This is a genomic window from Thiofaba sp. EF100, from assembly GCF_039822285.1.
In the GTDB taxonomy this organism is placed as follows: Bacteria; Pseudomonadota; Gammaproteobacteria; order Halothiobacillales; family Halothiobacillaceae; genus Thiofaba.
In genome coordinates this window covers 34926-57567 of sequence record NZ_JBAJEY010000006.1, presented here as the reverse complement: position 1 = coordinate 57567, position 22642 = coordinate 34926, and the positions used below count along the sequence as shown (strand labels likewise).

Genomic DNA, 22642 nt, shown 5'->3' with positions numbered 1-22642 from the left:
GAACCCCGCACAAGGCGGGGCTCGCAGGCTGCGCCCCGAAGGGCGACTCCACGGCGAATCAGCGCTTGGAGAACTGGACCGCGCGGCGGGCCTTGCGCAGACCGACCTTCTTACGCTCGACTTCGCGGGCGTCACGGGTGACGAAGCCGGCCTTGCGCAGGGCGGGGCGCAGGGACTCGTCGTACTCCATCAGGGCGCGGGTGATGCCGTGACGGATCGCGCCGGCCTGGCCGCTGTTGCCGCCGCCGTCGACGTTCACCAGGATGTCGAACTTGTCGGACAGGCCGGTCAGTTCGAGCGGCTGGCGCACGATCATGCGGGCGGTCTGGCGACCGAAGTAGACATCCAGCGGGCGACCGTTGATGACGATGTTGCCGCTGCCCGGACGAACATAGACGCGGGCGCTGGAGGTCTTGCGGCGACCGGTACCGTAGTTCTGGTTCAGAGCCATGCCTGAAACTCCCGATTAAAGTTCGAGCGCGCGCGGCTGCTGAGCAACATGCGGATGCTCTTGACCGGCGTACACTTTGAGTTTGCTGAACATCTGACGGCCCAGCGGATTCTTGGGCAGCATGCCCTTGACGGCGATCTCGATGGTGCGCTGCGGGGCCTTGTCGATCAGCTTCTCAAAGCTGATGGACTTCAGGTTGCCGATGTAACCGGTGTGGTGGTGGTACATCTTGTCCTTGGCCTTGTTGCCGGTCACCTGCACCTTTTCGGCGTTGATGACGACGATGTAGTCACCGGTATCCACGTGCGGGGTGTACTCGGCCTTGTGCTTGCCACGCAGGCGCTTGGCGATTTCAGCAGCCAGACGACCCAGGGTCTTGCCACTGGCGTCAACGACGTACCAGTCGCGCTTGACCTCCGCCGGCTTCGCACTAAAGGTTTTCATTACAGTCTCTCCAAAGGAAGACGCTAGAGATATCAGAAGGTCGCGTACAATACATCATGACCCGGCGCATGACAAGCACCGCCCCGTTCAGGGTAGGTCGGCAGAGCGCACGTCACACTCATGGCAAAAAAATGGCGCGGACGGGCCGCGCCAAATAAACCACCAAAGGAAGATCGGAGCCATGCTCCGCACTGACCAAGAATCAGTAAACGCTAATATACTTACCAACCCCTAAGGGGTCAACGCTGTTTGTTCTGATCTTGCATAAAGGCTTTTTGTCCCGCACCTTTGCCTGCATGCACTCCAACCCCGCCCCTGAACACGACCTGAGCGCCACGCAGCAATGCGTGATGTGCGGCATGTGCGTGCCGCACTGCCCGACCTATGCCCTGACCCTCAACGAGGCAGACGGCCCGCGCGGTCGCATCGCCCTGATGCTCGGCATGCACCAGGGCCGCCTGGAGCCGGATGAGGCGACCATCGAACATCTCACCCGCTGCCTGAGCTGCCGGGCCTGCGAGCGCATCTGCCCCTCCAAGGTGCCCTACGGTCAGCTGATCGATGCCGCGCGGGCACGCATCGCCCCCCTCCACCCAGCCCCTCGCCGGATCACCTGGCTGCGCGATGGGTTGCTGCTGCGACCAGCCCGCTTGCTCCTCTTTGGCACATGGCTGCGCCTACTCCAGCGCCTGCACCTCGATCGCCTGCCTCTGCCGCGCCCCCTAGCCCGGCTCGCCCGCCTTGCCCCCCCCCTCGCCCCGGTCTTCCGTCCGCGGGCGGACTATCCGGCCACTGCCCCGCGTCGGGGGGCCGTCGGTCTGTTCCTCGGCTGCATGGGCCCGGTGTTCGAGGCGGAGAATCTGCGCGCGGCTATCCGCGTGCTGAATGCCTGGGGCTATGACGTGTCCATCCCTGAAAGCCAGGGCTGCTGCGGCGCCATGCACCAGCATGGCGGCGACCCCGCGCGCAGCCAGGCCATGGCCGCTGGCGTGGAAGCCACATTCCAGCCCCTAGGGTTGGATGCGGTGGTGGGGGTGAGCAGCGGGTGCATGGCCCAGCTTGCGGAACACACCGACCTGCCGGTGTTCGAGCTGAGCGACTTCCTCGTGCGCCATGTTCCATCCCCTCTTCCAGCCCTGCGCCCCATCGAGCGGCAGGTGGCCGTGCATCTGCCCTGCACCCAGCGCAATGTGCTGCGCCGGCCGGATAGCGCCTTGCATCTACTGCGCCTGATCCCCGGGCTTTCAGTGGTAGAACTGCCAGGCAACGACCGCTGCTGTGGTGCGGCGGGCACCCACATGCTCACCCACCCCGAGCAGGCCGATGCCCTGCGTGCGCCGAAGATCGAAGCCTTCCGCACGCTCGGGGCCGACCAGCTTTGCAGCACCAATGTCGGCTGTGCCATGCACCTCGGCGCAGGCCTGCGGGAAGCGGACCGGCGGGCCGAGGTGGTGCATCCGGTGCGTCTGCTGGCCGAGGCGCTGGTTGATCCAGGGGGCGTAGCGTAGGGTTCGAGCCGTAGAAGGCCCGCCCCGGGCCGATCATCGACTTAAAACACGCTGCGCGGTGCCAGTCAGGCCATGCGGGCTGCCTGGCCCCCAGATGTGGAAAGGCCCTCCGAGGAGGGCCATGAAACTGAGGCTGGACGGAGGCTCACCCCATGTCCGGCATATTGCGGCCGTAGAAGATCTCCTGCATCTCCTTGCGCAGCGATCGCTCGATTCCCGCCAGTTCCTCGGGCGCATAGTCCTCGCGCCCGTGGCCGAACAGGTAGTTGTCGAGGTCGAACTCCTTGAGCAGCATCTTGGTGTGGAAGATGTTCTCCTGGTACACGTTGACGTCGATCATGCGGTAGCGACGGCGCGTGTCCTCGGACATGAAGTTCTGGATCGAGTTGATGTTGTGGTCGATGAAGTGCTTCTTGCCATGCACGTCGCGGGTGAAGCCGCGCACCCGGTAGTCGATGGTGACGATGTCCGAGTCGAAGCTGTGGATCAGGTAGTTCAGCGCGCGCAGCGGTGAGATGCGCCCGCAGGTCGAGACCTCGATGTCCGCGCGGAAGGTGCTGATGCCGTTCTCCGGGTGGCTCTCCGGGTAGGTGTGGACGGTCAGGTGGCTCTTGTCGAGATGGCCGACCACGCTGCTGGCCACCTTGGTCCCGCCCAGGGGGCCCGGGGCCTCCACATTGCCGTTCTCCTTGTTCAGGATCTCCGCCGCGACTGGCTCCTCAGACACCAGGATGGTCACGCTTGCGCCCTGGGGATCGTAGTCCTGACGCGCGATGTTGAGGATGTTCGCACCGATCATCTCGGTGACGTCGGTGAGGATCTGAGTCAGGCGGTCGGCGTTGTAGACCTCGTCGATGTAGGCGATGTACTCGTCCACATGCCGACGGGTCTTGGCGTAGCAGATGTCGTAGATGGAGAAGCTGAGGGTCTTGCTCAGGTTGTTGAAGCCGTGCAGTTTCAGGCCCTTGTCCAATTCCTTCACCCTCCGGTCAACAGGGGTTGAAAAAGGGGGCGGATTCTAGGCCATCCGCCCCCGGGGTGGAACCCCCTATTCCTCAACAATTTCAAAGTCGTGCGTGATCTCGGCGGTCTTGTTGAGCATGTGCGAGACCGAACAGTACTTGTCCGCCGACAGGTTCACCGCCCGCTCGACCGCCTTCGGGTCCAGCCCCGCGCCCTTGACGATGAAGTGCACGTGGATCTTGGTGAACACCTTGGGGATGCTCTCGGCGCGCTCCGCGGTGACCTCGACGATGCAGTCACGCACCGGCTGGCGCTGCTTCTGCAGGATCATCACCACGTCGATGGAGGTGCAGCCGCCGAGGCCCACCAGGACCAGCTCGGTCGGGCGCGGACCGATGTTGCGGCCGCCGATGTCGGGCGCGCCGTCCATCACCAGGGCATGGCCGCTGCCGGTTTCGCCCATGAAGGCCATGCCGTCGACCCATTGCACACGCGCTTTCATTGTCAGGCTTCCTCGAAGAAAAGTTGGTGAAGTTTCGCCCCCGGATCGTCGGCACGCATGAAGGCCTCGCCGACCAGGAAGGCATGCACGCCGTGGCGGCGCATGAGAGCCACGTCGTCGCGGTTATGGATACCGCTCTCGGTGACCAGAAGCACTCCTGCAGGCAGCATGTCGAGCATGTTCAGGGTGGTGTCCAGGCTGACCTCGAAGGTACGCAGGCTACGGTTGTTGATACCGACAAGCCCCGCCCCGATCGAGAGTGCCAGCGCCATCTCCTCGCGGTCGTGCGTCTCGACCAGCACGTCCATGCCGAGCTCGAGCGCGAGGTTGTGCAGCTCGTGCAGGGTGGCGGCATCCAAGGCCGAGACGATCAAGAGGATGCAGTCCGCGCCGATCGCGCGGGCCTCGTAGACCTGGTAGGGGTCGATGATGAAGTCCTTGCGGATCACCGGAAGCGTACAGGCGGCACGCGCCTCCTGAAGGTAGACCTCGCTGCCCTGGAAGAAGTCGCGGTCGGTCAGCACCGACAGACAGGCCGCCCCGCCCCGGGCATAGCTTACGGCGATCTCGGCAGGCTGAAAGTCCTCGCGCAGCACGCCCTTGCTCGGGCTGGCCTTCTTCACCTCGGCGATCACCGCAGGCATCCCGCGGGCGATGCGGGCCTCGAGGGCGGCGCGGAAGCCGCGGGGCGTATCATCGCGCGCCTCGATGCGCTGGATCAGCTCGTGCACTGGGGTGCGCGCGCAGCGCTCGGCGATCTCCTCGCGCTTACGCTTGAGGATGGTCTGGAGGATGTCGGGCTTCTTACTCATGCGAAAGCCTGTTGGGTGAATGCAGCGTAGGCCGTAAGGCGTTCCCAGGCCGCGCCGCTCGTCTGGATCTCGAGCGCGCGCGCCACACCCTCCGCAAGAGAGGGCGCAAGGCCAGCAAGATAGATGGCCGCGCCGGCGTTGAAGGCCACGATGTCGCGCGCAGGACCGGGCTGGCCGGTCAGGGCCTCACGCACCTTCTCCAGGCTCTCGTGGGCGGAGGCCACGCGAAGCGTGTCCAGACTGGCGCTGGCGAGGCCGACATCCTCCGGCCGCAGGACGTAGTCGGTGACGACACCATCCTTCAGCTCGCTCACACGGGTCGGCGAGGCCACGCTGAATTCGTCCAGACCGTCTTCGGCATGCACCACCAGGGCGTGCTCGCTGCCGAGCGCCCGCAGCACCTCGGCCAGCGGCCGGCGCCAACGCTCGCTGTACACACCGAGCACCTGGCGCTTCGCTCCGGCCGGGTTGGCCAGCGGGCCGAGGACGTTGAACAGGGTACGCACACCCAGCTCGCGACGCGGGGCGATGACATGGCGCATGGCGCCGTGGTGCTGGGGCGCGAACATGAAACCGACACCAAGCGTGCACACCGCGCGGGCGATGACCTCGAACGGAGCATCCAGGCGGCAGCCCGCCACCTCGAGCAGGTCCGCGCTGCCGGTGGTGCTGGAGACCGAGCGGTTGCCGTGCTTGGCCACCTTGCCACCCGCCGCCGCCAGGACGAAGCAACTCGCGGTGGAGATATTGAAGGTGTGCGCCCCGTCTCCGCCGGTACCGACGATGTCGACCAGCGGTCCGCAAGGGATCTCGACCTTGGCGGCAAACTCGCGCATCACGGCTGCGGCGGCGGCCACCTCCTCGACCGTCTCCCCCTTGACCGCGAGCCCGATGAGCAGGCCGCCGATCTGCGCCGGGGTGGCCTCACCGCTCATCAAGAGGCGCATGACGGCGGCCATTTCGTCGTGGCGCAGGTCGCGCCGCTCGAGCAGCGCGCGGAAGGCGGTGGTCATGTCCATGAAGGATCCTGGATAGGAAGGCGGCGGTCCGCGATAAAGGGACCGATTTTGAAAGCAGCGCGAGGACGGGTCAACCCGCGTGGCCGCGCGCCCGCAGCAGGTTCCACGCCAGCCACAGGGCGAGGGAGCTCGCCGCGATGGCAAGCTGCCCCCAGGCTAGCGCGAGGGTGCTGACAGAAAGCACGGCGACCACGAAGGCCGCGATCAGGCCATTCGAGCCCATCTGCATGAAGCCCTGCACCGCCGAGGCCATGCCGCGCCGCGCTGGGAACAGTTCCAGCCCCATCAGGCTGAGCGAGGGCATGGCGAGCGACATGCCCAGCGCGTACAGCGCCACCGGCGCGATGAGAGCCACGGCACCCGGTTCGCCCGCCTGGTTGACCAGCACGTTGAGCACGGCGGCACCGAGCAGCACGGCCAGGCCGAGGGAGGCCGCACGCCGGGGGGCGAGACGGTGCGCCAAGCGGCCGGCGAGGAAGCTTCCGCCGACGATGCCGGCCACCACCGGCAGGAACAGGCGCCAGAAATCGTGTTCACCGAAACCGAGGTGACGATAGATCAGCTCCGGGGCGGAGGCGATGTAGAGGAACAAGCCGCCGAAATTGAGGCCGAACATCAGCGCAAGCAGCAGGAAGGGCGGATGACGCAGCATCGCCCCGTAGGCCTTCGCCACAGACCACGGATGGATCGGTTGGCGCCGCTCGCGCGGCAGGCTCTCCGGCAGCCAGGCCGCATGCAGGGCGAGGATCAGCAGCCCGAGCCCGGCAAGGAACAGGAACACCGCCCGCCAGCCGAACCAGCCCTCCAGCCAACCGCCGACGATCGGCGCCACGCCCGGGGCGACGGCAAAGAATAGCGTGACATGGGCCAGCACCCGTTGCGCCTCGACCCCCTCGAACAAGTCACGCACCAGGGCGCGGCCGATCACCATCCCAGCGCCGGCCGCCATCCCCTGCCCCGCGCGCATCAGCACCAGGGTGTCGATGTCCTCGGCCAGCGCACAGCCGAATGAAGCCAGGGCGTAGCCCAACAGGGCCACCAGCACCACACGCCGCCGGCCGAGCGCGTCCGACAACGGACCGTAGACCAGCATCATCGCGCCGAAGGCCCACAGGTAGTCGCTCAGCGTGCGCTGCATGTCCGCCGGACCGGCGCCAAGGTCGGCGGCGATCGCTGGGAAGGATGGCAGGTAGGTGTCGAGCGTGAACGGCGCCAGCATCGCCAACGCCGCCACGAGGAAAGACACCCGCAGCGGATGCGGCGGGCGGTGGGCAGGCATCAGGCGGCCTGGGCGCGGCGCCCGCCCCGCATGGCGAGGAAGTTGCGCAGCATGTCATGACCATGTTCGGTCAGGATCGACTCGGGGTGGAACTGCACGCCCTCGATGGTGTATTCGCGGTGCTGCACGCCCATGATCTCCTCGAACGAGCCGTCCGGATTCGTGGTCCAGGCGGTGATCTCGAGGCATTCCGGCAAGCTCTCGCGCTCGATCACCAGCGAGTGGTAGCGCGTCGCCTCGAACGGGTTCGGCAGGCCGGCGAACACGCCCTTGCCCTCGTGGAACACCTGCGAGGTCTTGCCGTGCATGATCTGCTTGGCGCGGATGATGTTGCCGCCGAAGGCCTGGCCGATGGCCTGGTGACCGAGGCACACACCGAAGATCGGCAGCTTGCCGGCGAAATGGCGGATCGCGGCCACCGAGATGCCGGCCTCGCTCGGACTGCAGGGGCCGGGAGAGATCATCAGGTGGCTGGGCGCCATGCGCTCGATGTCCTCCAGGGTGATGGCGTCATTGCGATGCACCTCCACCTCGGCCCCAAGCTCGCCCAGGTACTGGACGAGGTTGTAGGTGAAGGAATCGTAGTTGTCGATCATCAAAAGCATCATCAAACCCCTGCCGGCGATGATCCGGCGCATGTCACGGGCCCTGCGGCCCTCAAGCTGGGACCACCTCGTCCCGCCCAAGTTCGGAGGAATAGCGCACCCAGCGGTTCTTGCCGGCCCGCTTGGCCGCGTACATCGCCTGGTCGGCCAGGCGCATGCAGGCATCCAGGTCGCCAGTATCCCATGGACAAACGGCGATGCCGATGCTCACCCCGATCTCCGCAGGAGCCCCGGCAAGATCCATGGGGTGGCGCAGGGCATGGATGATGCGTTCCGCGACCTCTTCCCCCGCCTGCACATCGTCCTGCTCGACGCGCAGGATCGCCACGAATTCATCCCCGCCCAGACGGCTGAGGATATCCACCTCGCGCACGCACTGGCGCAGCCGTGTCGCCGTTTCCCGCAGGACGCGGTCCCCCGCTTCGTGCCCCAATACGTCGTTGACCTGCTTGAAACCGTCCAGATCCATGTAGAGCAAGACGAGCGACGTGCGATGACGATGCGACCACGCCATGGCGTCATGCATCTTCTCCTCCAGCAGCGCCCGGTTCGGCAGGCCGGTGAGAGGATCATGGTAGGCCAGCTCGCGAATCCGCTCCTCCAGGGCCTTGCGCTCGCTGATGTCGCGGAAGACGAGCACCACGCCAGCCATCCCGTCTTCCCGCAGCGGGCTGATACTGCACTCAGCGGGGAACGCCGTACCATCGCGGCGCAGGAACAGGGTCTCGATCATCGGCCCCTCCCCGGCGAGCTGAAGCAGCGCATCGAGGGATGCCAGACCGGCCAGCGGCCGTTGCCTGTCGATCAGCTCCCCCAGCGTTCGCCCCTGCAGCGCCTCCAGCGGCCACCCCGTCAGGCTGGATGCCGCCTGGTTGGCGAACGTTACCCGCAGCCCGCCATCGAGCCCCAGGATCCCCTCAGCCGCCGAATTGAGGATGCCATCCAGCCGGCGCCCGAGAACGTCCAGGGCATGCGTCCGTTCACGCACCGTCTCCTCAAGGCGACGGTAACCATAACGGAAGCCCAGGAACAGGAACAGCTCAAGCATGAGGAAGCCCCCGGCCGCGATCGCGATATTGCGCCAATTGTCATGCTCCAGGGCCAGGACCCGCTCGCTGACATCCGTCCAGGTCACAAAACCGCCCACGGCCTTGGGGGGATCGTCGGGATCGGGGGCGAACTCATGCAAGGGAAAGCGGGTCACGGCCAGCATCCGCCCCCCCACCGGCACGAGGTAGGTCTGCAGCCCCTCGGCGGGGGAATAGCGGTCGCGAAAGACCGGCTGGCGCATGAGCTCATAGATGCCGGGGCCGGAGGTCGCCTCGACCAGGCATTCACACACCGAGGGCACGTCCTCGACGGCACGGCTGATGAATTCGCGCCACATCCGCTCGTCCACGTACTCGCGCTTGAGCAGGATGGCGATGTCCTGATGATGTCCGCGCTTGAGCTGCTGCAACAGGATGGCGAAGGAGGTACCGGCCTCGATGGCGCCGACATACACCTGCTCCCCCGTCACCGGATCGCGCGCCCAAACGGGCACCACGCCGCGCAACCCGGAGGCCACGCGCCCGAGTTCGAAACCGGCATGCGATCGCTGGGTGACGTTGGTGGCGACGACGAGCGGCCGGACATCATCCAGGCGGTCACCAAAGCGGTCAGGCTGATGGACGCGCAGAAAGCTGACCGCCCCTGGCGGGAGGTGGAAATGCAGCTGCCGCACGCCGAAATCCCGTTGCATGCGCTCCCAGGCCGGCGCCACCTCCTCCAGGAGTTCGTCCCGAGCGCGCGCGGCACCGGCTCCCCCTGGGCCGCCCCCCTCCGCCTCCACCATTTTCTTGCCGCGCAGATAGGCCTGCTGCACCCGCTCATCCCCCGCGATGAGGGTGGCCAGTTGCAGCATGTTGGTCAGACTGGCGTGCAGGCCAGTCTCCACCGCCGCGCGGACCGCCTCTCCTTCCAGGGCGAGGGCCTGCTCGAGATTGCGCTCGGCATTGCGCTGGTTGACGACGACCAGCACCACGTCGAGCGCCAGGGCAATCAGCGAGATGAGCAGGAAGAGCTTGAGGCGCAGCTGCATGGTGAAGACTTACGGTGCAAGACCGGCCTCAGGCGATCCCTGCCTCAATCCGGGGCCGCCAAGCCCGCCTCGGCCAGGGCCACGGCGCGGAAGATGGCGCGACCCTTGTTCATGGTCTCCTTCCACTCGAGCTCCGGCACCGAGTCGTACACCACCCCGGCCCCGGCCTGGATGTGCAGCTCGCCGTTCTTGATCACCGCGGTGCGGATGGCGATGGCGGTGTCCATCGCCCCGTTCCAGCCGAGGTAGCCGACCGCCCCCGCATAGACGCCGCGCTTGACCGGCTCCAGCTCGTCGATGATCTCCATCGCCCGCACCTTGGGGGCGCCAGACACGGTACCGGCCGGGAAGGTGGCGCGCAGCACGTCCATGGCGGACAGGCCGGGGCGCAGCCTGCCCGTGACATTGGAAACGATGTGCATGACGTGCGAGTAACGCTCGATGACCATCTTCTCGGTCAGGCGCACGCTGCCGGTCTCGCACACCCGGCCAATGTCGTTGCGGCCGAGGTCGATCAGCATCAGATGCTCGGCGCGCTCCTTCGGGTCGGCCAAAAGTTCGACCTCGAAGGCGCGATCCTCATCCTCCGTGCGTCCGCGGCGGCGGGTCCCCGCGATGGGGCGCACGGTGACCTCGTCATGCTCCAGGCGCACGAGGATCTCGGGCGAGGAGCCGACGACCGCCATATCCCCCAGGTCGAGGTGGAACATGTAGGGCGAGGGGTTGAGCCCGCGCAGGGCACGGTAGAGGTCGAGCGGACGGGCGGTCAAGGGGATGGTCAGGCGCTGGGAGAGCACGACCTGCATCACATCCCCGGCGGCGATGTACTCCTTGGCCTTGAGCACCGCCTGCTTGAAGCCCTCCTCGGTGAACCCGGAGACGAAGTCGGCCTCGCTCACCTGGCGCGGGGCGTGGGCCGGACGCGGATGGGCCAGCGGCTCGCGCAGGCGCGCCTCAAGCTGATCCAGACGCGCTTCGGCCGCCGCAAGCTGCCCCGGATGGGCATGGACAATGAGCTGCATGCGCCCGCGCAGGTTGTCGAACACCACCAGCTCGTCGGAGAGCATGAACAGGATGTCCGGCGCCTGGATGGGATCCGGTTTCTCGACCCCCGCCAGGCGCGGTTCGATGTAACGGATGGTGTCGTAGCCGAAATAGCCGACCAGCCCGCCGGCAAAGCGCGGCAGTCCCGCAAGCTCGGGCACCCGGAAGCGCTTCTGGAAGGCCTCGATGAAGGCCAGCGGGTCGCGCACCTCGGCCTCCTCCACCACTCGCCCCTCCTCCTCCACGGTCACCGCATGACCGCGCACCCTGAGCACGGTACGGGCCGGCAGGCCGATGATGGAGTAGCGCCCCCATTTCTCGCCGCCCTGCACGGACTCGAACAGGTAGCTGTACGGGGCGTTGGCGAGCTTGAGGTAGGTGGAGAGAGGCGTGTCGAGATCGGCGAGGACCTCGCGCACCACGGGGATGCGGTTGTAGCCCTCGCGGCAGAGTTGTTCGAACTGTTCAGGACGCATGACGGAATCTCGGGAAAACGGGCAGACGGAGGATCAGGCGGCTCACGCGCCGCGCCATCGCGTCCCCTGCCAGGTCTCCCGGAAGCGTTTCATGAAGGCTTCACCAAGTCCTTCAGCTCCACCATGGAGTCGATGACCGCATCCGGATGGTAATTGCGGATGTCTTCGCCATGGTTGTAGCCGTAGCTCATGCAGACGATGTTGAACCCCGCGGCGCGCGCGGCCTTCACATCGGAGATGGAGTCCCCCACCATCAGAGCCTCGTGCGGGGCGCAGTGGAACCAGCCGGCGGCGTAGAACAGCGGGCCCGGGTCCGGCTTCTTGACCGGCAGGGTGTCGCCGGAGATCACCGTCTCGAACGCATCAAAGACGCCGAGATCCTTCAGCAGCGGCACGGTGAAGCGCTCGGCCTTGTTGGTCACGCAGCCCATGCGCAGGCCCAGGGACTTCACGTGCTCCAGCCCCTCCTTGACCCCCGGAAAGAGGAAGGAGCGTCCAGAGGTGTTGTCGAGGTACAGCTGATTGAAGATCGGCATGGCCCGAGCAAACAGGACCGCATCGGGCTTGCCGTTCAGGTCGTTGGTCAGCGCACGCTCGACCAGCCGCTCGACGCCGTTACCGACCCAGTTGCGCACGGCCGCTTCGCCGCGCACGGGCATGTCGAGGAGCTTCATCATCTCGTCCACGCAGTAGGCGAGATCGGGCACGCTGTCGATCAGGGTGCCGTCCAGGTCGAACAGCACCATCTTCGGGGCAAAAGTCTTCATGCCTTAGCCACCGACCTTGGCCAGCTCATCGCGCATGGCCTTGATCACGGAGTCATAGCGGTGCGGATCGCTGTCCTTGGCGGCGCCGAAGATCGCGGAGCCGGCGACGAAGGTATCCACGCCGGCCTCGGCCACCTCGCGGATGTTGGCCGGGCCCACGCCGCCGTCGATCTCCAGGCGGCAGTCATAGCCGCCCGCGTCGATCATGGCGCGGACCTTGCGGGCCTTGTCCAGCACGTAGGGGATGAACTTCTGACCACCGAAGCCCGGGTTGACCGACATCAGCAGGACCATATCCAGCTTGGGCAGGGTGTACTCCAGTACATCCAGCGGGGTCGCCGGGTTGAACACAAGGCCCGCCTTGCAGCCGGAGTCCTTGATCAGACCGATGGTGCGGTCGATGTGCTCGGAGGCCTCCGGGTGGAAGGTGATGTAGGTGGCGCCGGCCTTGGCGAAATCGGGGATGATGCGGTCCACCGGCTTGACCATCAGATGCACGTCGATCGGCGCGGTCACGCCGTGCTTGCGCAGGGCCTCGCACACCAGCGGGCCGATGGTCAGGTTCGGCACGTAGTGGTTGTCCATCACATCGAAGTGAACGATATCGGCACCGGCGGCCAGCACGTTATCGACTTCCTCGCCCAGCTTGGCGAAGTTGGCGGAGAGGATGGACGGGGCGATAAGGAACTTCGACATGGGAGGACTCCGGAAATGGTCAAAAGATTGGGCAAATGTACCCCAACCGCCCCCCGAATTCACCTTGGGTACGTGCGGGAAGAGAAGTTGGCCGTCCGTGGCCGGTCATCCGTACGGCTGCGCGGCTTCCGCCACCCGCTACTTTCTCGGCAGGGTGGCGATGAAGGCCAGAAGATCCTCAAGCTGCTGCTCGTTCAGGCTTTTCGCCATCTCCACCATCACCTTGTGCCCCATACCTGCGCGGTAGTTCTGCATCATGGCGGCATAGGCCTCGCTGGACTTGGAGGTGAGGTTGGGGAACATGGGCGGCACGCCTTGCCCTTGCCCCCCGTGGCAGAGGGCGCAGTGGGCCTTGTAAAGGGTCTTGCCTGATTCGAGGTTGCCCTCCGCCAGCGCGGCGACGGGCATGAGAAGGGTCAGGAACAGGAGGTTTCGTACCATGCGTGCAACCCCATGCATGATGAATAAAGGGCACCTCGAAAAACCTACTGCGCAGACGGATTGCTGCGTCGCTTCCTCGCTCACCCCTCGCCTATCGACTTGATATGTCTCGGGGATTCGCTGCGGGGCTCCTTGCACTCCGCCTGCTCGTGACGGTTTTTCGAGGCGCCCTAAATCCATTTCAGCATAAAGTGGCCTGATGGGGCAAAAAGGCAGGAGCCCATCCAATGGATGGGCTCCAAATAGAGAGCCCCGCACGGGGCGGGGCTCGGAAGGGACAGGACGTCCGGGATGATTACATCATGCCCATGTCGCCCATGCCGCCGGCGGCCGGGGCTGCGGCCTCCTTCTTCGGCAGCTCGGCCACCATGCACTCGGTGGTCAGCAGCAGGCCGGCCACGGAGGCCGCGTTCTGCAGGGCGGAACGGGTGACCTTGGTCGGGTCCAGGATGCCCATTTCCATCATGTCACCGTATTCGCCGGTGGCGGCGTTGTAACCGAAGTTACCGCTGCCCTCGGAGACCTTGTTCAGGATCACGGAGGGCTCATCGCCGGCGTTGGAGACGATGGTGCGCAGCGGCTCTTCCATGGCGCGGATGGCGATGCTGATACCCACATCCTGGTCGTGGTTGGCGCCGGTCAGGCCCTTGATGGCCTTGATCGCGCGCACCAGGGCCACACCACCGCCCGGAACCACGCCTTCCTCGACCGCCGCACGGGTGGCGTGCAGGGCGTCGTCGACGCGGTCCTTCTTCTCCTTCATCTCGACCTCGGTGGCGGCACCGACCTTGATCACAGCCACGCCACCGGCCAGCTTGGCGATGCGCTCCTGGAGCTTCTCGCGGTCGTAGTCGGAGGTGGTGGTCTCGACCTGGGCACGGATCTGGGCCACGCGGCCGTCGATCTCATCCTTGGAGCCCGCGCCATCGACGATGGTGGTGTTGTCCTTGGTGACGACCACCTTCTTCGCCTGGCCCATTTCGTTCAGGCTGACCTTCTCAAGGGTCAAACCGACCTCTTCAGAAACCACCATACCACCGGTGAGGACGGCGATGTCCTGGAGCATGGCCTTGCGACGGTCGCCGAAGCCCGGGGCCTTGACGGCGGTGACCTTGAGGATGCCACGCATGTTGTTGATGACCAGGGTGGCCAGGGCCTCGCCCTCGATGTCCTCGGCGATGATCAGCATCGGACGGCCGGCCTTGGCGACGGCCTCGAGCGCCGGCAGCAGGTCACGGATGTTGGAGACCTTCTTGTCGGTGATGAGGATGTACGGGTTCTCGAGAACGGCCTGCATGTTCTGCTGGTCGTTGACGAAGTACGGCGAGAGGTAGCCGCGGTCGAACTGCATGCCCTCGACCACGTCCAGCTCGTTCTCAAGGCCCGAGCCTTCCTCGACGGTGATCACGCCTTCCTTGCCCACCTTGTCCATCGCCTGGGCGATGATGGAGCCGATGGCCTCATCGGAGTTGGCGGAGATGGTGGCGACCTGGGCGATGGACTTGTTGTCGGTGCAGGGCTTGGAGATCTTCTTCAGCTCCTCGACGGCCGCGGCCACAGCCTTGTCGATGCCACGCTTGAGGTCCATCGGGTTCATGCCGGCGGCCACGGCCTTCATGCCCTCGCGCACGATGGCCTGGGCCAGTACGGTCGCGGTGGTGGTACCGTCACCGGCCACGTCAGCGGTCTGGGAAGAAACTTCCTTGACCATCTGCGCGCCCATGTTCTCGAACTTGTCCTCGAGCTCGATCTCCTTGGCGACGGACACGCCGTCCTTGGTTACGGTCGGGGCGCCGAATGACTTCTCCAGCACCACGTTGCGGCCCTTCGGGCCGAGGGTGACCTTGACCGCGTTGGCCAGGATGTTGACACCGTTCACCATGCGGGCGCGGGCATCCGCGCCGAAACGTACGTCTTTGGCTGCCATGGAATGAAACTCCTAAAAATGGGGAATAGAGGATTGCAGTCTGGAATTACTTCTCGATCACGGCGAGGATGTCGTCCTCGCTCATCATCAGCAGCTCTTCGCCGTCGACCTTGACCTTGGTGCCGGCATATTGGCCAAACAGGACCTGATCGCCGACTTTCACGCCGATCGGACGAAGCTCGCCCTTGTCGTTGCTCTTGCCCGGGCCGGCGGCGATCACTTCACCGCGGTTCGGCTTCTCCGCCGCGCTGCCCGGCAGGACGATGCCGCTGGCAGTGGTGAGCTCTTCCTCGACACGCTTGATCAGGACACGATCATGCAAAGGACGGATCTTCATGGTTCACACTCTCTTGGCATACGTTGGGTTGGTGGTTGAGCATCGAGAGGCATTGTTAGCACTCGATGCAGGCGAGTGCCAATCATAAGGACAGCCCCCCGCAGGTCAAGACCCCGCGAGGATGATCTTTGATCAAGCGGCGACGACCGGCCGGAGCAGGGTGCCAGCCAGCACCACGCGGTTGCGCCCCTCCGTCCGCGCCTGATCGACCGCCGCACAGGCGCGAGCCAGAAGCGCATCGAAGTCCGTGTCGATATCCGGGCTGAAGGTGGCCACGCCGACGCTCGCGGTGACCTGCATGCCGAACGGCCACAGGCCTTCGATGGCCGCGCGGAAGCGCTCACTCACATGCAGCGCATCGCCGACGGTGCAGTGCGGCAGGGCCAGCGCGAAGCGTGTATCGCCGACGCGGGTCACGAGGTCACTCTCCCGCACCCCCTTGAGCAGGGTGGCCGCCACCGAGCGCAGTACTTCGTCGCCCGCCTCATGGCCGTACTGGATGTTGATGTCGCCCAGCCAGTCGAGGTCCAGCAGGAGCAGGCTGAACGCCCCGCCGCCGCGACGCGCCATGGCGAGGTACTTGGCGCCAAGCGAGAACAGCATGCGCCGGTTGTGCAGCCCGGTCAGCGGATCAGTCACCTCGAGCAGGTTGAGGCGTGCGCGCTGGGCCTCGACCCGCGCCGCGAGACCCGTGGCGATGATGAGATTGCGAGCCCGCACCAGCAGCTCTTCCTCCACCACCGGCTTGGTGACGTAGTCGTTCACCCCCAGGCGGAACAGCTCACGCCTGCGCGCGGCATCATCGAAGCCGGTCATGGCCAGGATGGGCAGACTGAAGTCCGCAAAACCGGACTGACGCAGCTGGCCGACCAGGGCCATGCCGCTCATCGCCCCCTCGAGCACCAGATCCGTGATGAGCAGGTCATAGCGCCGGACGCGCACCCGCTCCAGGGCCTCTTCGGCCCGTTTCACCCAGTCCACCAACAGCCCGTGCGCCATCAGCATACGGGTGATGACATGGGCCGCGGTGCGCGAATCCTCCACCAGCAGGATGCGCTTGCCGTAGATATGCTGGCCACGCGGATCGCGGCGCTCGGCATCACGGGTGAGGAGGTAGGCGAGCAACTTTTCCGGCTGCGAGGACGGGATGACCTCGGTGATGCCCAGCGTGAACAGGGCTTCGTGTTCCGTCGCATCACCGGTGGAGGTCAGCAACAGGAGGGGCGCCCCCTCGGGCAGTTCGACGCGCAACCCGCCCACCAGTGAGGCCAGGGAGGGATCGTCGGCCGCGAAGGCCAGGCAGCAGACGTCGATGCGATGCTCGCGCGCTAGGGCCACCGCCTCGCGCTCCGTGACACAATCGAGCGACTGCAAGCCGGCCTGCTGACAGATGCGCTCCAGCCCGTCCCGCGCCTGGATGTCCGCGGTGATGATCAGGGCCAGACGCCCTCCGCCGGCGTCCGGGCCGGACTGCGGCTCACTGGCCCCCTGGACCATGACGTCATGCTTGCTCATTCACTGACTCCTCGATTCGTCGGGCGCGCATGATCACCCGGTTCCTTCCCAGGCGCTTGGCGTCATACAGCGCCTTGTCGGCGCGACCGAACAGGCTGTCCAGCGATTCCGGGTCCCCGGGATCGAAACAGGCCACACCGATGCTGATCGTCAGACGCACCCCGCTGGCGTCCAGCTGCTCGCAGTCCCTGCGGATCTTCTCGGCCTTGGCCAGCGCATCCTCCGCACCGCAGTTGGGCATGAGGAGGACGAACTCCTCGCCGCCGAAGCGGGCCACCAGATCCCCCTTGCGCGAGGATGCGCGCAGCACATCGCCCACGGCGCGCAGGACCCTGTCGCCAAGGGCATGGCCGTGCTGGTCGTTGACCTGCTTGAAGTGATCGATGTCCGCGACCAGCATGCACAGGACCCGTCCCTCGCGCTCCGCGCGGGCGAGATAGCGCGTGGCGAGCTCGAAAAAGAGGTGCCGATTGCCAAGACCGGTGAGCTGGTCGGTGGTGGCCAGCTCGCGCATCCTCCGCTCCTGCTCCTCGACCCGCTCGAACAGCTTGCGGGCGGTAAGAAGATTATGCACTCGCGCAAGAAACTCGGCCTCGACCAGCGGCTTGGGGACATAATCATTCACCCCGGCGCGGAACAGCTCAGTCTTGCGCGTCGGGTCGTCGAACGAGGTCATGACCAGGATCGGCAGCTTCATGTAGCTCTGGCCATGTTGGCGCAGGTAACGCACCAGGGACAGGCCGCTCTCCCCACCCTCGAGCACGAGGTCGGTGATCACCATGTGGTAGGCCCGTTCGGCAAACAGCCGGCGCGCCTCCGCCACCGACCCGACGCTGTCCACCTCGATGCCACAGCGTTGCAGCATGTCAGTCACCATGTGCACGAAGGTGCGCGAATCCTCGACCAGCAGGATGCGCTCCCCCGCCAGGTCGTGGCAGTACATCCGACCGAGGAAGTCCTGCAGGTAGGCTAGCAGGTCACCAAGCCGGGCACGCTGGAACACATCCGTGATGCCCGCGCGAAAGGCCTCCTGCACCAGCGCATCGTTGCCATCGGAGGTCACCAGCAGCAGCGGCACCCCCTTGGCGACATGGGGGCGGAGGGCCTGGGCCAGTTGCAGGCCGGTCATGTCGGGAAGACGATACCCCACCAGGCCGATGTCGATGGCCTCACCGCGCGCGAGTTCCAGCGCCTCCTCCCCGGAGGTGGCCATCCTGGCCTCGAGCCCCGCGTCCTCCACCATCCGCCGCAGCATGGTGCGCGAAGTGCCGCCGGGGTCGACGATCAATGCCTTGGGTTTCTGCGTGCTACCGGCCGACATTCCCTGCAACCCGTGGAAAATTCGGGTAAGTATATGCCTCCTTTACAAATTGTTTCAAAAGGGCTACCCCTGCCCTTTGAAACTCGCCTCGTCGCGGCACATGACCGATACCCCCCAATAGAATCAATTACTTACCGTGATTGCTTCTCGAGCAAGCCACCCATGGCTTACGTTCTCGGGCTGTCTCTAAAGATTATTGAAGCAGCCGGCTCAGCCCCAGATGGGACACATGTGCGCTTATAGGGGATAAATAGACTCGCCATGGTCACGCATCCCGCGAATCATGGACAATGCATTCCATGACCACGCACTGCATCGTCATCAGCACCTTCCCGGATCGCGCTACGGCCCTGGCGGCCGCCCGCGCCCTGCTGGAGGCACGCCTCGCCGCCTGTGCCCAGGTCAGCGCCCCGCTCACCTCGATCTATCCCTGGCAGGGCACCCTGCAGGAGGACGAGGAATGTGAACTGCGCCTGAAGACACGCCGCGCGCTCGGCCCGCGCATCGAAACCCTGCTGCGCGAGTGGCATCCGTATGAACTTCCGCAGATCCTGTATGTTCCCATGGAAGGATCTAGCGACTACATCGACTGGGTGGATTCATGCCTCGTATCCTGAGCCTCCTTCTGGCCCTGCTGGCCTTTGCCAACCCCGCCTTGGCCTCCGACCCCGAACTGCTCGAGCCCGAGCAGGCCTTCGCCTTCTCCGCCCGTGCGGAGAGCGCCAGCCGCCTGGTCGGCCACTTCGCTATCGCCCCGGGCTACAAGCTGTACCGCGACAAGATCCGCTTCGAGGTCGAAGGCGCCCCAGCCGTGCAGGCTGAGCTGCCACCGGGCGAGCCGGTGAAGGACCCCTTCCTCGGCGAGGTGCAGGTCTACCACGGGGCGCTGGACATCCCGCTCAAGCTCACCGGGGAGCATCTGGGCGGCAAGACCGTGACCCTCACCGCCCACAGCCAGGGCTGCTTTGAGGGCGGCGTGTGCTACCCGCCGATCGCGCAGCAGGTGCAGCTGACCCTGCCCGCCACGGGCATCCAGGGCCTGAAGGATCTGGCGAAGCAGATCGAGGGTGACCAGCCCGCCACCGAGGGCGAGCCACTCGACCCCGAGCAGGCCTTCCGCTTCTCCAGCGAGATCGATGGCACCACGGTACGCCTGCGCTGGGACATCGCCCCGCATCACTACCTCTACCGCGACAAGCTCTCCATCGTCGCCATCGAGCCGAAGGGTGCCCTTGGGCAGCCGGTCATCCCCGCGGGCGAGGAAAAGAACGACCCCTTCCTTGGCCAGGTGCGCATCTTCCACAACGTGCTGGAGGTCAGCGTGCCGGTGCAGGGTGTGGCCGCGGGCCAGAAGCTTGGGCTGAACGTCACCTACCAGGGCTGCGCCGAGGCCGGCATCTGCTACCCGCCGATGGAACAGCGCGTTGAGCTGACCGTGGGAGACACCGCGGGAACCACCACCTCGCCGCCCCCCGCGGCGCCGGCCGGCGTGGCCCTGAGCGAGCAGGATGCCATCGCCGAGAAGCTCAGGAGCGGCAGCACCTGGCTCGCCATCGGCCTGTTCTTCCTCGCGGGGCTCGGGCTGGCCCTCACCCCCTGTGTATTCCCGATGATCCCCATCCTCTCCGGCATCATCGCCGGCCAGGGGACCCAGCTCACCACCCGCCGCGCCTTCGTCCTCTCGCTGGTCTACGTGCTGGCGATGGCGGTCACCTACACCATCGCGGGCGTGCTCGCGGGCCTGTTCGGCAGCAACCTGCAGGCCGCATTCCAGAACCCGTGGATCCTCGGCACCTTCGCCCTGGTCTTCGTCGGACTCGCCCTGTCGATGTTCGGATTCTTCGAACTGCAGCTGCCCTCCAGCCTGCAGAGCAAGATCTCCGAACTCTCCGGCCGCCAGCGGAGCGGCAGCTTTACCGGCGTCGCCATCATGGGCCTGCTCTCCGCCCTGATCGTCGGCCCCTGCGTCGCCCCGCCGCTCGCCGGCGCCCTGATCTACATCGGCCAGACCGGCGACGCCGTGCTCGGCGGCGCGGCGCTGTTCGCCCTCTCCATCGGCATGGGCCTGCCGCTGATCGCGGTCGGCACCCTGGGCGGCAAGGTTCTGCCGCGTGCCGGGGCGTGGATGGATACCGTCAAGGCGGTGTTCGGCGTGCTCATGCTGGGCGTGGCGATCTGGCTGCTCGCGCGCGTGCTGCCGGACGCCGTCACCCTGTTCCTGTGGGCCATGCTGTTCATCGCCTCCGGCATCTACCTTGGCGCCCTGGAGCCGGTGAGTCACCCGAGCTACCAGACCTACCACGCCAGCCGCGAACTGACCGGCCACATGGAGCCGGTCGGCCAGGAAAAACGCGGCTGGACAAGGCTGTGGAAGGCGTTGGGCCTGGTCCTGCTCGCCTGGGGCCTGCTGATGCTGGTCGGCGTGGCCACCGGGCAGGGCACCCCGTTGCAGCCGCTGCGCGGCCTCGCTGGCGGCGGCACGGCCCAGGCCGCCGCCGCACCCGCCGGCCTGGTGTTCCAGCGCATCAGCGATGAAGCCGCGCTCGAGCGCGCCTTGGCCGAGGCGCGGGCCGCCGGCAAACCGGTGATGCTCGACTTTTATGCCGACTGGTGCGTCAGCTGCAAGGAGATGGAGCACAACACCTTCCCTGATCCTGCCGTACAACAGGCGGTGGCCGGGGCGGTCCTGCTGCAGGCCGATGTGACCCGCAACAGCGCCGAAGACAAGGCCCTGCTCAAGCGCTTCGGCCTGATCGGCCCGCCCGCCATCCTGTTCTTCGCCAAGGACGGCGTGGAGGTGCGCGCCAGCCGCGTGGTCGGCTACAAACCGCCCGCCGAGTTTGCCCCGCTCGCCCGTAGGGCCTTGGGCACATGATGCGGCATCGCCTCCTGCCTGCCCTGCTCGCCGCCGGGCTTATCGGCGGCTGCGGCGACGACACCCCGCGCACCCCCGAGCAGGCGGCGCACAAGGTAGTCGCCGAGGCGGCCCGCCCGGTGATCGGTACCCCCGTGCCTGACTTCACGCTTCCAAGCCTCACCGGCGGCACCCCTCTCTCTCAGGCGCAACTGCTGGGCAAGACCACCCTGGTCAACTTCTGGGCCCCATGGTGTCCACCCTGCGTGCAGGAGCTCCCCGAGCTCGCCCGAGTGCACGCCGCCCTTCAGCCTAAAAACGGGCAGGTCATCGGCATCGCCCTTGCCGGGGCAGAGGAGGTGCAAGCCTTCCTCGCCCAGCACCCGCTCCCCTTCCCCATCCTGCTGGGCGACCACGAGGGGCGCGAGCTCGCCCGCAAGCTCGGCAATGCCCATGCCGTTTTGCCCTATTCGGTCGTGATCGACGCAGAAGGCGTCATCCGCGCGGTCCACGCCGGCCGGCTGGACGAGGCCAGGGCTCGCGCCCTGCTCGAACCCGCCCTCCGCCATTGATGATGGTCATTTCCTGACCGTTCGCCGCCGTTCTGGACATTTCCTCGCACTGACCGCAGAATCCCCCCATTCAAGACAAGGCACGGAGCCGATGGCCAACCTGCTGCTCCTCAATGGGCCCAACCTCAACCTGCTGGGCGTGCGCGAACCGGACAAATACGGCCGCACCACGCTGGACGACATCGTCCGCGACCTGCAAGCCTTCGCCGAGGCCGAGGGGCACCGGCTCGACCATGTGCAGAGCAATGCCGAGCACGTCCTGATCGAGCGCATCCACGCCGCCCGGCTGGATGGCACGGGGTTCATCATCATCAACCCGGCCGCCTTCACCCATACCAGCGTCGCCCTGCGCGACGCCCTGCTCGCGGCCGGCCTGCCGTTCATCGAGGTCCATCTTTCGAACGTCCATGCGCGGGAACCCTTCCGCCATCATTCCTATTTCTCCGACATCGCCGTGGGCGTGATTGCCGGCCTGGGCGCGCAAGGGTATGAACTCGCCCTGCGCGCCGCGCTCGCGCGCCTGGCAAGCCCCACGCACTGAACCGAGGCAAGACTCATGGATATCCGCACCATCAAGAAACTGATCGAACTGTTGGACAGCTCCGGCGTCGCCGAGATCGAAGTCAAGGAGGGCGAATCCTCCGTGCGCATCAGCCGCATGCCGACCCACATGCCGGCCATGCCCCAAATGGTGATGAGCGCGCCGATGGCCGCGCCGGCCCCGGCCGCAGCGACCGCCCCGCAGACTGCGGCCGCAGCGCCCGCCAAAGCCGAGGAAGGACTGTCCGGCCACGTGATCAAGTCGCCGATGGTCGGCACGTTCTACCGTGCGGCCTCCCCGGACGCCAAGCCGTTCGTGGAAGTCGGCCAGCACGTCAAGGCGGGCGATACGGTCTGCATCATCGAGGCGATGAAGATGTTCAACCAGATCGAGGCCGACAAGTCCGGCGTGGTCAAGGCCATCCTGTGCGAGAACGGCCAGCCGGTCGAATTCGACCAGCCGCTCGTCATCATCGAGTAAGGCGTCCG

23 protein-coding genes are annotated in these 22642 nt (G+C 66.1%); 6 read left to right on the top strand and 17 right to left on the bottom strand.

The annotated features are described in order from the left end of the window. Positions 1-58 precede the first annotated feature (58 nt). Both rpsI and rplM read right to left on the bottom strand, forming a co-directional pair. Entirely contained in the window at positions 59-451 is a 393-nt protein-coding gene (gene rpsI / locus V6D91_RS10440; RefSeq protein WP_347320264.1) for a 30S ribosomal protein S9, read from the bottom strand. 15 nt (positions 452-466) lie between these two features. After that, complete coding sequence (gene rplM, locus V6D91_RS10435) at positions 467-895, bottom strand: 50S ribosomal protein L13 (RefSeq protein ID WP_347320262.1); 429 nt, start codon at positions 893-895, stop codon at positions 467-469. Between the two features lie 275 nt (positions 896-1170). Here rplM and V6D91_RS10430 point away from each other — a divergent pair, with 275 nt between their 5' ends. Then, positions 1171-2403: a (Fe-S)-binding protein gene (locus V6D91_RS10430; RefSeq protein WP_347320260.1), complete on the top strand. Its 1233-nt coding sequence runs from the start codon at positions 1171-1173 to the stop codon at positions 2401-2403. 145 nt (positions 2404-2548) lie between these two features. On the opposite strand, the gene speD is transcribed toward V6D91_RS10430, so the two are convergent. The 15 genes from speD to V6D91_RS10355 all read right to left on the bottom strand — a co-directional run bounded on the left by speD (position 2549) and on the right by V6D91_RS10355 (position 18187). Continuing rightward, positions 2549-3385, bottom strand: coding sequence for an adenosylmethionine decarboxylase (speD, locus tag V6D91_RS10425; RefSeq protein WP_347320258.1), 837 nt, complete (start codon positions 3383-3385; stop codon positions 2549-2551). 66 nt (positions 3386-3451) lie between these two features. After that, positions 3452-3868 carry an OsmC family protein gene (locus V6D91_RS10420; RefSeq protein WP_347320256.1) on the bottom strand — a complete coding sequence of 139 codons (417 nt, stop codon included), beginning with the start codon at positions 3866-3868 and terminating at the stop codon, positions 3452-3454. Positions 3869-3870: 2 nt separating this feature from the next. Next, the gene (gene trpC / locus V6D91_RS10415) at positions 3871-4680 is read right to left on the bottom strand and encodes an indole-3-glycerol phosphate synthase TrpC (protein WP_347320254.1); all 810 of its coding nucleotides are present in this window, start codon (positions 4678-4680) and stop codon (positions 3871-3873) included. Then, positions 4677-5699, bottom strand: coding sequence for an anthranilate phosphoribosyltransferase (trpD, locus tag V6D91_RS10410; protein WP_347320253.1), 1023 nt, complete (start codon positions 5697-5699; stop codon positions 4677-4679). Before trpD ends, trpC begins: the two co-directional genes overlap by 4 nt. A 70-nt stretch (positions 5700-5769) precedes the next feature. Further along, positions 5770-6978, bottom strand: coding sequence for a multidrug effflux MFS transporter (locus V6D91_RS10405; RefSeq protein ID WP_347320251.1), 1209 nt, complete (start codon positions 6976-6978; stop codon positions 5770-5772). Further along, the gene (locus V6D91_RS10400; RefSeq protein WP_347320398.1) at positions 6978-7583 is read right to left on the bottom strand and encodes an aminodeoxychorismate/anthranilate synthase component II; all 606 of its coding nucleotides are present in this window, start codon (positions 7581-7583) and stop codon (positions 6978-6980) included. The genes V6D91_RS10405 and V6D91_RS10400 overlap by 1 nt, the downstream gene beginning before the upstream one ends. 52 nt (positions 7584-7635) lie before the next feature. Next, entirely contained in the window at positions 7636-9663 is a 2028-nt protein-coding gene (locus tag V6D91_RS10395; RefSeq protein ID WP_347320249.1) for a diguanylate cyclase, read from the bottom strand. Between the two features lie 44 nt (positions 9664-9707). Beyond that, positions 9708-11183, bottom strand: coding sequence for an anthranilate synthase component I (gene trpE / locus V6D91_RS10390; RefSeq protein WP_347320248.1), 1476 nt, complete (start codon positions 11181-11183; stop codon positions 9708-9710). 89 nt (positions 11184-11272) lie between these two features. Beyond that, the gene (locus V6D91_RS10385) at positions 11273-11950 is read right to left on the bottom strand and encodes a phosphoglycolate phosphatase (protein ID WP_347320246.1); all 678 of its coding nucleotides are present in this window, start codon (positions 11948-11950) and stop codon (positions 11273-11275) included. A gap of 3 nt (positions 11951-11953) precedes the next feature. Then, complete coding sequence (gene rpe / locus V6D91_RS10380) at positions 11954-12646, bottom strand: ribulose-phosphate 3-epimerase (RefSeq protein ID WP_347320244.1); 693 nt, start codon at positions 12644-12646, stop codon at positions 11954-11956. Between the two features lie 138 nt (positions 12647-12784). Beyond that, complete coding sequence (locus tag V6D91_RS10375) at positions 12785-13087, bottom strand: cytochrome c (RefSeq protein WP_347320242.1); 303 nt, start codon at positions 13085-13087, stop codon at positions 12785-12787. Between the two features lie 295 nt (positions 13088-13382). Further along, complete coding sequence (gene groL, locus V6D91_RS10370) at positions 13383-15014, bottom strand: chaperonin GroEL (protein WP_347320240.1); 1632 nt, start codon at positions 15012-15014, stop codon at positions 13383-13385. A 46-nt stretch (positions 15015-15060) separates the two neighbouring features. Continuing rightward, positions 15061-15351, bottom strand: a complete 291-nt coding sequence (locus tag V6D91_RS10365) for a co-chaperone GroES (RefSeq protein ID WP_347320238.1) — start codon at positions 15349-15351, stop codon at positions 15061-15063. A gap of 132 nt (positions 15352-15483) precedes the next feature. Beyond that, complete coding sequence (locus V6D91_RS10360) at positions 15484-16866, bottom strand: diguanylate cyclase (protein ID WP_347320236.1); 1383 nt, start codon at positions 16864-16866, stop codon at positions 15484-15486. Then, positions 16853-18187, bottom strand: a complete 1335-nt coding sequence (locus V6D91_RS10355) for a diguanylate cyclase (protein ID WP_347320235.1) — start codon at positions 18185-18187, stop codon at positions 16853-16855. Before V6D91_RS10355 ends, V6D91_RS10360 begins: the two co-directional genes overlap by 14 nt. Before the next feature lie 299 nt (positions 18188-18486). Here V6D91_RS10355 and cutA point away from each other — a divergent pair, with 299 nt between their 5' ends. The 5 genes from cutA to accB all read left to right on the top strand — a co-directional run bounded on the left by cutA (position 18487) and on the right by accB (position 22634). Further along, positions 18487-18804: a divalent cation tolerance protein CutA gene (gene cutA / locus V6D91_RS10350; protein WP_347320234.1), complete on the top strand. Its 318-nt coding sequence runs from the start codon at positions 18487-18489 to the stop codon at positions 18802-18804. After that, positions 18789-21062 (top strand): protein-disulfide reductase DsbD, encoded by a 2274-nt coding sequence (locus V6D91_RS10345; protein WP_347320233.1) that lies wholly within the window; start codon positions 18789-18791, stop codon positions 21060-21062. Before cutA ends, V6D91_RS10345 begins: the two co-directional genes overlap by 16 nt. Then, positions 21059-21613 (top strand): TlpA disulfide reductase family protein, encoded by a 555-nt coding sequence (locus V6D91_RS10340; protein ID WP_347320231.1) that lies wholly within the window; start codon positions 21059-21061, stop codon positions 21611-21613. The genes V6D91_RS10345 and V6D91_RS10340 overlap by 4 nt, the downstream gene beginning before the upstream one ends. Before the next feature lie 91 nt (positions 21614-21704). Next, a complete protein-coding gene (gene aroQ / locus V6D91_RS10335) occupies positions 21705-22154 on the top strand; it encodes a type II 3-dehydroquinate dehydratase (RefSeq protein WP_347320229.1) in 450 nt (149 codons plus the stop codon). Between the two features lie 15 nt (positions 22155-22169). Continuing rightward, a complete protein-coding gene (gene accB, locus V6D91_RS10330) occupies positions 22170-22634 on the top strand; it encodes an acetyl-CoA carboxylase biotin carboxyl carrier protein (RefSeq protein ID WP_347320227.1) in 465 nt (154 codons plus the stop codon). Positions 22635-22642 lie beyond the last annotated feature (8 nt).

What these genes read in the sequence shown, in the direction of transcription:
- trpD (WP_347320253.1), bottom strand. Translation starts at nt 5,699, where the DNA reads ATGGACATGACCACCGCCTTCCGCGCGCTGCTCGAGCGGCGCGACCTG.
- accB (WP_347320227.1), top strand. Translation starts at nt 22,170, where the DNA reads ATGGATATCCGCACCATCAAGAAACTGATCGAACTGTTGGACAGCTCC.
- V6D91_RS10365 (WP_347320238.1), bottom strand. Translation starts at nt 15,351, where the DNA reads ATGAAGATCCGTCCTTTGCATGATCGTGTCCTGATCAAGCGTGTCGAG.
- rpe (WP_347320244.1), bottom strand. Translation starts at nt 12,646, where the DNA reads ATGTCGAAGTTCCTTATCGCCCCGTCCATCCTCTCCGCCAACTTCGCC.
- aroQ (WP_347320229.1), top strand. Translation starts at nt 21,705, where the DNA reads ATGGCCAACCTGCTGCTCCTCAATGGGCCCAACCTCAACCTGCTGGGC.
- V6D91_RS10355 (WP_347320235.1), bottom strand. Translation starts at nt 18,187, where the DNA reads ATGTCGGCCGGTAGCACGCAGAAACCCAAGGCATTGATCGTCGACCCC.
- trpC (WP_347320254.1), bottom strand. Translation starts at nt 4,680, where the DNA reads ATGAGTAAGAAGCCCGACATCCTCCAGACCATCCTCAAGCGTAAGCGC.
- V6D91_RS10385 (WP_347320246.1), bottom strand. Translation starts at nt 11,950, where the DNA reads ATGAAGACTTTTGCCCCGAAGATGGTGCTGTTCGACCTGGACGGCACC.
- V6D91_RS10345 (WP_347320233.1), top strand. Translation starts at nt 18,789, where the DNA reads ATGCCTCGTATCCTGAGCCTCCTTCTGGCCCTGCTGGCCTTTGCCAAC.
- V6D91_RS10360 (WP_347320236.1), bottom strand. Translation starts at nt 16,866, where the DNA reads ATGAGCAAGCATGACGTCATGGTCCAGGGGGCCAGTGAGCCGCAGTCC.
- V6D91_RS10340 (WP_347320231.1), top strand. Translation starts at nt 21,059, where the DNA reads ATGATGCGGCATCGCCTCCTGCCTGCCCTGCTCGCCGCCGGGCTTATC.
- V6D91_RS10405 (WP_347320251.1), bottom strand. Translation starts at nt 6,978, where the DNA reads ATGCCTGCCCACCGCCCGCCGCATCCGCTGCGGGTGTCTTTCCTCGTG.
- V6D91_RS10395 (WP_347320249.1), bottom strand. Translation starts at nt 9,663, where the DNA reads ATGCAGCTGCGCCTCAAGCTCTTCCTGCTCATCTCGCTGATTGCCCTG.
- cutA (WP_347320234.1), top strand. Translation starts at nt 18,487, where the DNA reads ATGACCACGCACTGCATCGTCATCAGCACCTTCCCGGATCGCGCTACG.
- V6D91_RS10375 (WP_347320242.1), bottom strand. Translation starts at nt 13,087, where the DNA reads ATGGTACGAAACCTCCTGTTCCTGACCCTTCTCATGCCCGTCGCCGCG.
- rpsI (WP_347320264.1), bottom strand. Translation starts at nt 451, where the DNA reads ATGGCTCTGAACCAGAACTACGGTACCGGTCGCCGCAAGACCTCCAGC.
- V6D91_RS10400 (WP_347320398.1), bottom strand. Translation starts at nt 7,583, where the DNA reads ATGCTTTTGATGATCGACAACTACGATTCCTTCACCTACAACCTCGTC.
- groL (WP_347320240.1), bottom strand. Translation starts at nt 15,014, where the DNA reads ATGGCAGCCAAAGACGTACGTTTCGGCGCGGATGCCCGCGCCCGCATG.
- V6D91_RS10420 (WP_347320256.1), bottom strand. Translation starts at nt 3,868, where the DNA reads ATGAAAGCGCGTGTGCAATGGGTCGACGGCATGGCCTTCATGGGCGAA.
- trpE (WP_347320248.1), bottom strand. Translation starts at nt 11,183, where the DNA reads ATGCGTCCTGAACAGTTCGAACAACTCTGCCGCGAGGGCTACAACCGC.
- rplM (WP_347320262.1), bottom strand. Translation starts at nt 895, where the DNA reads ATGAAAACCTTTAGTGCGAAGCCGGCGGAGGTCAAGCGCGACTGGTAC.